The sequence below is a fragment of the Peribacillus asahii genome, assembly GCF_003570725.1.
Classification (GTDB): Bacteria; Bacillota; Bacilli; order Bacillales; family DSM-1321; genus Peribacillus; species Peribacillus asahii.
In genome coordinates this window covers 26,272-34,594 of sequence record NZ_QWVS01000009.1, presented here as the reverse complement: position 1 = coordinate 34,594, position 8,323 = coordinate 26,272, and the positions used below count along the sequence as shown (strand labels likewise).

Genomic DNA, 8,323 nt, shown 5'->3' with positions numbered 1-8,323 from the left:
GCTGTTGTTGATACGGGGGCTGTACTTGCGTTCCTCCAAATGACGGCTGATACGACAGCGACCCTTGGGTGCCTGGCTGCTGTTGATATGATGGTTGTGCTTGCGTGCCTGCAAATGATGGCTGATACGACGGCGGCGCTTGTTTATCTGACTGTTGATATGATGGTTGTGCTTGCGTGCCTGCGAATGATGGCTGATACAACGGCGGCGCTTGGGTGCCTGGCTGTTGATATGATGGCTGTACTTGTGTTCCTCCAAATGGCGGCTGGTATGGCGACTCTGCCTGTTCATCTGACTGTTGATACGATGGCTGCATTTGCGTTCCCCCAAATGACGGCTGAGACGGCGGCTCTGCCTGTTCTCCTGGTTGTTGATATGATGGCTGCATTTGCGTTCCCCCAAATGACGGCTGGGACGGTGACTCTGCCTGTTCGTCTGACTGTTGATACGATGGCTGCATTTGCATTCCCCCAAATGACGGCTGAGACGGCGGCTCTACTTGCTCACCTGGCTGTTGATACGATGGCTGCGTTTGTGCAACCGTAAATGGTGGTTGATACGGTGTACCTGGAAGTGGTTGTTGATACGGCGAATAATTCTGCGGCTGCTGATAGGTTGCATCGGAAAAACTTGGCTGAGTATAAACCGCTTGCGGATAGGGGTTTTTCCCTTTATCCGGCCCATATGTTCCTATAGAGCCTTTACTACATCCACAATCCTCCGATTCTTCTTGGTAAGTAGGCTGTACTTGCGTTCCCCCAAATGGAGGCTGGTACGGTGTGCCTGGAAGTGGTTGTTGATACGACGAATAATTTTGCGGTTGTTGATAGGATGCATTAGAAAAATTCGGTTGGGGATAAACTGCTTGCGGATAGGGGTTCTTCCCTTTATCCGGTCCATATGTTCCTATAGTGCCTTTACTACATCCACAATCCTCTGCTTCTTCTTGGTAAGCAGGCTGTACGTACGACTGTGCTGAAGGCTGCATGTTCATTGATTCATATCCATCATATTGCTGTGCTGGCTGCTGTGGGAATCCTCCTGAATATGGATTAAATGTCGGTATCTGCATCATGCCTGGCATACTCGCACCAGCCACACCGTTAGCATTCACCGGAGCTTGAATAGCGAATTCTCCCAAAACATCTGGACTTTCTTCATAGACTTGTGGATTCATTTGTCCCTCTTCACATTGCCCCTGCATCCATTGCTGCGGGATTGGCGGTGGAGGCGGATAACAAAATCCTGTTCCCGGCAAAATTGGTGTCACCGGAATACATGTCTCAATAGGCTGCTGTACCATCGATTCAATCTGAACAGGTGGAGCTTGCGGAATTTCTGGGGGCTTCGGTGCCTCAGGAATTTTTACTTCTTCCTTCGCCTCAGGTACAGGTGTAACCTGCATCTCCTTCATGCTTAACGTATAATTATTCGCCATATCCTCCTGCAGGATGACCGGTTCAGGAATAGGTACCTCTTCTTGAACAACGACTGGCTTTTCTTTCTCAACCGGCTTTGGCTGCATAATAGGCTGCTTCTCTTCCTTTGGCTTTAACTGCATAATAGGTTGTTCTTCCTCTTTAGAAACTTGTGGTGGAGCGGAAGGAATCTGCGCTTCCTTTACTCCTTTATGAACAATTTGGCTCGGCTTGACTGCCTCTTTCTTCACGTTGCCAGCTGAACCTGGTATTTTTAGTTTCATACCCGGCATTAATAAATCCGGGTTGCTTAACTGTGTGTTTAATTTTTTTAATTCTTCGAAGCTGACACCGTACTTTTTAGCCAGTTTCCAAAGCGTGTCGCCTTTTTGGACTATATGAATTTTCACGCTGCAATCCCTCCTGTGCATATGTCCATATATACTATGAAGCGATTATTAAATTGATAATATTTCATCATCAAAACTTATGCCTGAAGGAAAGACTTTATGAAAAATTTATATACATTTCACCTTCGAATTTCAACCAAAGGGAACCTACACGAAACAATAAAAAGACCTGAATCATGTTCAATTCAGGCCTTCTTTATGATCATTTATGTTGTAACATTCGATTTAATGCAAGAATGGCATCATCGGCAATGTTTTTTTCTACCTTAATTGGATTAATCACTTGCCCTTTGCTAATCGATTCAAGAGACCATAGTAAGTGCGGCAAATCGATTCGATTCATCGTCAAGCATGGACACATATTCGGATTCAAAGAGATAATATTTTTATCCGGATGCTTAGCCATCAATCGTTTAACAAGATTCATTTCCGTTCCAATTGCCCATGAGCTGCCCGGTTCTGCCTGTTCAATAGCGTTAATAATATAAGAGGTTGAGCCATTATCATCTGCCATGGCCACTACTTCACGGCGACATTCGGGATGAACAATAATTCTCATATCTGGTTGTGTTTTACGCAGTTCTTCAATGTTAGCAGTCGTAAAGTTTTCATGAACGGAGCAGTGACCTTTCCAAAGCAATACTTTAATATTCTCGATATTCCCTTCATAAATTAATTCATCTTTATGTGGATCCCATACCGCCATCTGATCTAAAGGAATTCCTAAATCATAAGCAGTATTTCTCCCTAAATGTTGGTCAGGTAAAAATAAAATCCGTTCTTTCTGAGATAGCGCCCAAGATACCATTTCCTTCGCGTTTGAAGAGGTAACGGTTGCTCCTCCATTTTTACCGACAAACGCTTTAATCGCTGCTGTTGAATTTACATATGTTAAAGGAAGAATTGTATCACCAAACAACTGTTGCAGTTTTACCCAAGCTCGATCTGTTTGATGAATATCCGCCATATCCGCCATCGAACAGCCTGCACGCATATCCGGTAAGATAACTGTTTGTTCTTCCGTCGTCAAAATATCCGCTGTTTCTGCCATAAAATGTACACCACAGAAGACAATGAATTCTGCCTCTCGATTCGCCGCAGAAATTTGAGCAAGCTGCAGGGAATCACCTGTAGCATCAGAAAACTGAATCACTTCTTCACGTTGATAGTGATGCCCTGGAATAAACAAACGGGATCCGAGCTGTTTTTTTATCTCCCAAACACGCGCTTCCATTTCTTCTGTTGTCATCGTTTTATATACTTCCGGTAAAGCTGTTGAGACTAACGCTTGTTCTAATAAACTCATTAATACACACCCTCCCGTTCTCTTACCTTGGCACTAATATCAAGCGCACGTACACTATGCGTTAAGCATCCTAACGAAATCATATCTACTCCACAATCTCGGTACAAAGCTAAATTGTCTAACGTAATTCCTCCCGATACTTCTGTCACAATATGAGGCGGAACTAATTGAACAAATTGTTTAATTTCCTCTGGTGTTCGATTATCAAACATAATAATATCAGCACCAGCCTGAACTGCTTCAATCACTTGCTCTTTTGACTCTGTTTCGACTTCAATTTTAACTGTATGACCGAGCTTCGCTTTAACAATCTCAACAGCCTTTGTAATCGAACCGGCAAAGGAAATATGATTATCTTTAATCATAACCGCGTCATACAAGCCATAGCGATGATTGAAAGCCCCGCCAGATCGGACGGCATACTTCTCTAACATACGTAGACCGGGTGTTGTCTTTCTTGTATCACAGGGCTTCGTCTTCGTTCCGTCTAATATTTGCACTGCTTTATTAGCTTCTGTCGCAATGGCCGACATTCGTTGGACTAAATTCAGCACCACTCGCTCTCCCTTCAAAAGAGCGGCCATACTCCCCGTCATTTGCGCAAGCTTTTGACCAACTTCAAACGATTCACCATCTCTTACAAACAACTCAATTTCAATGGTTGAATCTAACATCGTAAAGCCTGTTTTAATAACATCTCCTCCCGAGAAAATACCAGCTTCTTTTGCCAAAAATGTTAACGTGCCTTGTGATTCAACTGGAAATAAAGTGTCGCTCGTCACATCGCGTTCGCCGATATCTTCAATAAAGAATTGCTCTAATAATTGCCTAAGCTTTAATAAATTCATATACAACGCTTCCTTTCAAACGTTTTATTACTTCATGACGATCTAATATTATGGAAGTATCCAGCCAAACCGCATCATTTTCTATTGGATAATCACTTCGGAAATGACCACCTCTGCTTTCTTGCCTTGCTAATGCCGATTCAGCAATCAACCATGAGACAATAATCGCATTCACTTTTGCTAACTCATGGATGGAAGCATTCTCACATGCTAGCTCGAGCAAACAATCAATCTGAAATGATTCCAACCAGGCTTTTAAGCGGCCAAGATCCTTCGCATTCCGAACAATACCCGCATAATGCATAAGATGTTTTTGAATATCCGCTAATTCAGGCAATGTGATTAAACCAGGACTAGTCTTTTTTAACGTTTTCTTTTCTTGAGGTAATACTCTTTGAGGAGCTTGCTGCAAATAGCGACCGAGAGTACTCCCAAAAACTAACCCCTCTAATAACGAATTACTAGCAAGACGATTGGCACCATGAACACCTGTACAAGCGACTTCTCCAACGGCATATAAGCCTTCGACAGAAGTTCGCCCCTTCCCATCCGTTTCAATTCCGCCCATTAAAAAATGATTGCCGGGAGCTACAGGAATTTTTCCTTCTTCAAGGTGGATTCCATTTTTCAAGCAAAGGGCAGCGACTGTTGGAAAACGCTCCCTAAAATTAGAAATCATCGAGATATCTAAATACACGTTTTCTCCACGTTCAATATAGGAGTAAATCGTTTGCGCGACAATATGGCGTGGCGCTAAATCTGCTAAAGCATGAACATCCTTCATAATCGCTTTTCCTGATTCTGTTACAAGCTTTGCTCCTTCACCGCGAACAGCTTCAGATACAAGTCCTTGCGTTTTACCGTTACAATATAATAAAGTCGGATGGAATTGAATAAACTCCATATCACGAATACGCGCTCCTGCTTTAAGAGCTAGAGCAATTCCGTCTCCAGATACGGTGCTGGCATTAGACGTGAACTGAAATAATGACCCGCATCCGCCGGTTGCTAACACAATATGTTCACCACACATCGTTTGAAGATGGCCTTCATGATTCACTATCTTAACGCCAATACAGGAAGCATCATCCCCCATTATGAGCTCAACGACTGCTGTATCTTCCATCACTTCCACCTTCGAAAGAGCCAACTCTCTAAGCAAATGCTCAATGATGTATTTTCCAGTTGCATCACCGTGACTATGAAGAATTCTACGCTCACTATGAGCACCTTCCATCCCAAGCATAAGATGGCCTTCTGAATTACGATCAAATTCCATCCCAGATGCTATTAGTTCTGAAATAGCAACAGGAGCTGTTTGCACTAATGCTTCTACTGCTGTTGCATTGTTATAATAACGGCCTGCTTGAATCGTATCTTCTCTATGGGAAATCGGTGTATCCTCTTTAGACATAGCAACAGCAACTCCACCTTGTGCTAAATACGAGTTGCTATGGCGAAGCTTAGATTTTGTGATAAGCATCACATGTTTGGTTGCACTCGCTTCTATTGCTGTTTTTAATGCTGCAATTCCACTGCCGACGATAATGACTTCCATTTTATTCATTTTTACCGCTCCTTGATTTAACAAGTGTCTTGACACATATATTTACACATTATTAAACTATAATCAAGAGTTTTTTAGAATAGACCTGTTAAATAACGGCGTTAAGAAAGATAAACACTTTCTATAACCTAATCCTACACTATGAAGTGGATGTGACTATTTTGATTTATTTTGACTACGCAGCAACAACACCAATTGATTCTGATGCTTTAAAAGTATGGGTAGATGCTTCACAGCAGTTTTATGGAAATTCAAGCAGCCTTCATGATTGCGGCTCCCAGTCTGCCAAGCTGCTTGATGTATCACGTCAACAGCTCGCTGCACTACTACACGTTGAAAAAGAGCATGTGATTTTTACAAGCGGCGGGTCTGAAAGCAATGTACTTGCGATTGACACCTTATTGGCATCTAAACATCCACATAAAAACCATATATTAGTCAGCCAAGCGGAGCATGCCTCCATCTATCAATATGTTGAAAAACTTAAAAACAACGGCTATCATATTACGTACCTTGAGCATCTACAAGATGGCACAATAGATCTTAATTATTTAGAAACCCAGCTTTCGGAACAAACATGCCTCATCATCGTTCAACATGTTAATTCCGAAACAGGAGTCGTACAACCAATTGAAAATATACGAACACTCTTACACAACCGAGATATCTTTCTTCATGTCGATTGTGTCCAATCTTTTGCTAAACTGCCATTACAATCGATTAGCAGAGCTTGTGACAGCATGGCAATCTCCAGCCATAAAGTATATGGTCCAAAAGGTGTCGGAGCGGTTATTTTTCCCAATAAACATAAACTAAAACCGGCGCTTCCAAATGTGACACATGAATATGGCTTTCGAGCTGGTACTGTCAACGTTCCAGGAATTGCCGCTTTTGTGACAGCTGCTACAAAGCTAGCAAACCAGCTCGATCAGGAATTAGCACGCATATCCACCTTACGTACGCAATTCATTGAGCTGCTGCAGGAATCAAACGTACTCTTTGAAGTCATAGAATCAAAAAGAAGCCAGTTGCCGCATATTCTTGCGTTAACCTGCTCAGGACTGCAAGGACAATATATAATGATTGAATTAAATCGACGTGGATTAGCTATTTCTACAGGAAGTGCTTGCCAAATTGATAAGCAGGAGCCTTCCAAAATGATGCTTGCTATGGGGAAAACCATTGAGGAAGCACATCAGCTTATTCGCCTTTCATTTGGCAAAATGACGACAGAAGCAGATGTGAAAAAATTAGCCGAAAACTTTGTTCAAGCTGTGGTACAATAAAATAATTATTCGTTTTTAAACATTGAGGAGAGATTACATGGATACAAAAAGAAAGTTACTCGGTGAAGAAAGACGATTGCAACTACTGCAAATTCTCCAATCAAGTGACCGGCCTATTACAGGAAGTGAGCTTTCAAAACAAGCTAACGTTAGCCGACAAGTAATTGTGAGTGACATCACACTTCTAAAGGCTCGAAATGAACCGATTATCGCAACAAGCCAGGGCTATTTATATATGCATACAGCAAACAAAACGCAAAATTATGAGCGTACCGTCGCCTGTCACCATGAGCCTTCACGTACAGAGGAGGAGCTGAACTTACTTGTTGATATCGGGGTAACTGTTAAAAATGTAAGCATTGAACATCCGATATACGGCGATTTAACAGCATCTATTATGGTTAGCAGCCGCAAAGACGTTCAACAATTTCTTACTAAAATGTCAGAAACAAATGCTTCCTATTTACTAGAGCTAACCGATGGTATTCATCTTCATACATTAAGTGCATCATCAGAAGAGCTGTTAGATGAAGCGGAAGCTGTCTTAAAAAAAGCCAATATTCTTGTAGAGTAAATGTAAAAACCCCCATTCAATACGAATGAGGGTTTTCCTTATCCCATCTTCACAGCTGTCTCCACAGCGAAGCTCGGATAACTTCCAAGAATAGAAACCTTGCAGCCAAGTGCTTCTAATTCAGAAATAGTACCTGGAATAAGCACTTCATCGAGCGCCATTTCCACATCAATAATAAAGAAGTAATTTCCTAATCCCGTTTTCATTGGGCGGGATTCAATTTTGGATAAGTTTAATTTGCGCCATGCAAACGCCGAAAGTACTTGATGAAGGGCCCCGGAATGATCGGCAGGAAGCATCACCATCAGCGTTGTTTTCCACCCTCGATTAACCGTTACATGCCCTTTATAGTCGACACTCTCCTTCGACACGACAATGAACTTCGTATGATTATAAGAATAATCATGAACATTATGTTGAACAATCGTTAATCCATATTCCTCAGCTGCTAATTCATTCGCAATCGCAGCAATCTTTCGTTCCGGTTGCTCACTAACCATTTTCGCTGCCGCTGCTGTTGATGTCACTTCTTCACATGGAATACCTTTCCATTCCTTATGTAAAAATTTATGACACTGTGCAATAGCATGCGGATGTGAGTAAATCGTTTCTGGTTTAAAACCAGCTACAGCCTGGTCTGGATGCACCATAAAATGCTGCTGAATTGGTGTAATTACCTCTCCCTGAATCGGAAGCTGAACCTCATGAATTAAGTAATCAATTGTAATATTAACGGAACCTTCTAATGCATTCTCAATCGGAACAACAGCAATATCAGCCTCTCCTTCTTGAACAGCATCGATACAATCTGGAATCGTAGCCTTTGGCATTTTTAATTCATTCGGAAAAAGCCGAGAGACCGCTAAATCTGTGAATGTAGCCTTAGGTCCGAGAAAAGCAATTTTGTGCGACAT

The 8,323-nt window shown here is 42.1% G+C and carries 6 protein-coding genes and 1 pseudogene; 2 read left to right on the top strand and 5 right to left on the bottom strand.

Translation table 11 applies throughout. The annotated features are described in order from the left end of the window. Nucleotides 1-1,683: 1,683 nt before the first annotated feature. The 4 genes and pseudogenes from safA to nadB form a co-directional block, all read right to left on the bottom strand. Nucleotides 1,684-1,828, bottom strand: a pseudogene (safA, locus tag D1953_RS22150) (SafA/ExsA family spore coat assembly protein); the annotation flags it as partial. A gap of 202 nt (nt 1,829-2,030) precedes the next feature. Continuing rightward, complete coding sequence (nadA, locus tag D1953_RS04895) at nt 2,031-3,134, bottom strand: quinolinate synthase NadA (protein WP_119116045.1); 1,104 nt, start codon at nt 3,132-3,134, stop codon at nt 2,031-2,033. Then, nucleotides 3,134-3,982, bottom strand: a complete 849-nt coding sequence (gene nadC, locus D1953_RS04890) for a carboxylating nicotinate-nucleotide diphosphorylase (RefSeq protein WP_119116044.1) — start codon at nt 3,980-3,982, stop codon at nt 3,134-3,136. Before nadC ends, nadA begins: the two co-directional genes overlap by 1 nt. Beyond that, entirely contained in the window at nt 3,963-5,549 is a 1,587-nt protein-coding gene (gene nadB, locus D1953_RS04885; protein ID WP_119116043.1) for an L-aspartate oxidase, read from the bottom strand. Before nadB ends, nadC begins: the two co-directional genes overlap by 20 nt. Nucleotides 5,550-5,710: 161 nt before the next feature. Here nadB and D1953_RS04880 point away from each other — a divergent pair, with 161 nt between their 5' ends. Continuing rightward, nucleotides 5,711-6,835 (top strand): IscS subfamily cysteine desulfurase, encoded by a 1,125-nt coding sequence (locus D1953_RS04880; RefSeq protein WP_182480505.1) that lies wholly within the window; start codon nt 5,711-5,713, stop codon nt 6,833-6,835. A 37-nt stretch (nt 6,836-6,872) separates the two neighbouring features. Further along, on the top strand, nt 6,873-7,409 hold the full coding sequence (locus D1953_RS04875) for a transcription repressor NadR (protein WP_119116041.1): 537 nt from the start codon (nt 6,873-6,875) through the stop codon (nt 7,407-7,409). Nucleotides 7,410-7,447: 38 nt separating this feature from the next. Here D1953_RS04875 and pheA read toward each other — a convergent pair whose 3' ends face one another. Beyond that, nucleotides 7,448-8,323 (bottom strand): prephenate dehydratase, encoded by an 876-nt coding sequence (gene pheA, locus D1953_RS04870; protein WP_119116040.1) that lies wholly within the window; start codon nt 8,321-8,323, stop codon nt 7,448-7,450.

Coding starts and splice junctions, on each gene's coding strand:
- nadA (WP_119116045.1), bottom strand. CDS start 3,134: ATGAGTTTATTAGAACAAGCGTTAGTCTCAACAGCTTTACCGGAAGTA.
- nadC (WP_119116044.1), bottom strand. CDS start 3,982: ATGAATTTATTAAAGCTTAGGCAATTATTAGAGCAATTCTTTATTGAA.
- nadB (WP_119116043.1), bottom strand. CDS start 5,549: ATGAATAAAATGGAAGTCATTATCGTCGGCAGTGGAATTGCAGCATTA.
- D1953_RS04875 (WP_119116041.1), top strand. CDS start 6,873: ATGGATACAAAAAGAAAGTTACTCGGTGAAGAAAGACGATTGCAACTA.
- pheA (WP_119116040.1), bottom strand. CDS start 8,323: ATGTCGCACAAAATTGCTTTTCTCGGACCTAAGGCTACATTCACAGAT.